The sequence below is a fragment of the Aquabacterium sp. genome, from assembly GCF_021768455.1.
Taxonomy (GTDB): domain Bacteria; phylum Pseudomonadota; class Gammaproteobacteria; order Burkholderiales; family Burkholderiaceae_C; genus Aquabacterium.
Genome location: NZ_JAIZVX010000313.1, coordinates 1 through 1097, shown reverse-complemented (window position 1 = coordinate 1097; position 1097 = coordinate 1). Strand labels below are relative to the sequence as shown.

Here is a 1097-nt window from a genome sequence, read left to right as displayed (position 1 = left end):
TCGGCTTTGGCGTCGGCTTCGCGCTTGTCGCGCTCTTGCTCGCGGCGCTTGATTTCGTCGGCGCTGATTGGCGTACGGTTTTCGGTGTCGAACTTGAACCCGAACACCTGCGCGCGGTCGATCAGCGTCCCGATGGTTATCTTGCCTGTGGCGTTGCCGCCTGGCTTCGCAGAACGCCATGTGGCGCGTGCATCCGGTTCGTTGTAGCCATCACCGCTGCGGCTCCAATCGTGCCACAGATCGAAGCCATCAGGTCCAAGCTCATTGCTGATTGCGAACGCTGCAAAAACCCATTCTTCGCGGTCGCTCGCGTTCAGATACGACAGCGCATCCCGGATTTCTGCCGGCGTCAGATCGCGGTGACGATCATTGCGGGCGGCGGAACTCACGCGCGCGCCTTCGAAGCCCGTTTATTGGCAGCATACGCCGGCGCTTTCAGTTCAAGCAGCGCCAGGGCATCAACTGGAATGTTGCGGTTATCGCTCTTGCAGCGCCAGATTCGCACGGTGTTGACCTCGCGGCCCAGTATTGCCGCCACATCGGTGGCCTTTAACTTGTATTCGTGCATGATGTCATGCAATTTCTCTGTCCGTGCATCCATAATTTTGCTTTTTTATTTCAAGTTTCGGAGCCACAATAATACATCAGATGATTGAATGACGTAAATATATTTGTGGATATATTGCGATCACGCCACATCACTGAATTGATTTCAGCGCGGCTCGCTAGTGATGTGCCAGCCGTTGCAGAAGTAGCAGGGATAGGCGCGAATCGGTTTGCGCCGTCCGTCCGTTTCCAGGTTGATCTGCTGCACGGCTTCGTTGGCTCGCGTTTCGTTGCGGTAACGGTGCTTGACGCAGACAAACTTGCCGCTGGGCAGCCTGTACGACAGCACGCGGCCGGCGGTCAGTTGTGTGGTCGCGCCGGCTTCGGCCATCAGTCGCTTGATGGCGCGTTTGCGCCAGTCGTGGCTGCGGCCATGGCGCGCGTTGATCTTGTCCCGCAGCTGGGCGAAACGGGCGGGCGTCATTACGCGGCCCACTTGCAATAGCGGGCGGAATGGCCGGTGCCGCCGCAGCGGGTGCATTGCTGGCGGC

General features: G+C 58.7%; 3 protein-coding genes. All 3 read right to left on the bottom strand.

What is annotated here, in order from left to right:
• Nucleotides 1-389, bottom strand: a 389-nt coding sequence (locus QZ994_RS19975) for a PriCT-2 domain-containing protein (RefSeq protein WP_290877877.1), incomplete at its 3' end; no start/stop codon positions are given.
• Nucleotides 386-568, bottom strand: coding sequence for a hypothetical protein (locus tag QZ994_RS19970; RefSeq protein WP_290877875.1), 183 nt, complete (start codon nucleotides 566-568; stop codon nucleotides 386-388). The genes QZ994_RS19975 and QZ994_RS19970, both read right to left, overlap by 4 nt.
• Before the next feature lie 144 nt (nucleotides 569-712).
• The coding region (locus QZ994_RS19965) for a hypothetical protein (protein WP_290877872.1) at nucleotides 713-1097 on the bottom strand (385 nt) is incomplete at its 5' end.

Bases quoted from the DNA above. Each gene is read 5' to 3' on its own strand.
- QZ994_RS19970 (WP_290877875.1), bottom strand. From the start codon at position 568: ATGCACGAATACAAGTTAAAGGCCACCGATGTGGCGGCAATACTGGGC.